Source organism: Maritimimonas sp. 2405UD52-3, assembly GCF_056591715.1.
This window is the reverse complement of the sequence record NZ_JBWQOL010000031.1, coordinates 1-245: the sequence shown is the minus strand read 5'-3', so window position 1 is coordinate 245 and position 245 is coordinate 1. Positions and strand designations below refer to the sequence as shown.

Annotated in this window: 1 protein-coding gene; it reads left to right on the top strand. The window is 48.6% G+C overall.

The window, feature by feature from the left end; translation table 11 throughout:
* A partial coding sequence (locus AC1EU5_RS16050; protein ID WP_480193432.1) for a DUF7507 domain-containing protein occupies positions 1 to 245 on the top strand: 245 nt, incomplete at both ends.

The following is a 245-nucleotide window of genomic DNA, read 5'->3' as shown; positions in this document are numbered from 1 at the left end:
GATGTGTCAGTGGGTGATGTGGTGACCTATACCTTTACAGTAACGAATACAGGTACAGCTACCTTAACGGGCGTAGGGGTGGTTGATGATATATTAGGTGCCGTGACCTTAAGTGATGTAGCAGGTGATGGTGTGACTACATTAGCAGCAGGTGACAGTGAGAGTGGTACGCTTAGCTATACGATCCAGGCAGGCGACTTAGGTACAACGATCACCAATGTGGCTACAGGTAGTAGTGATCAGGC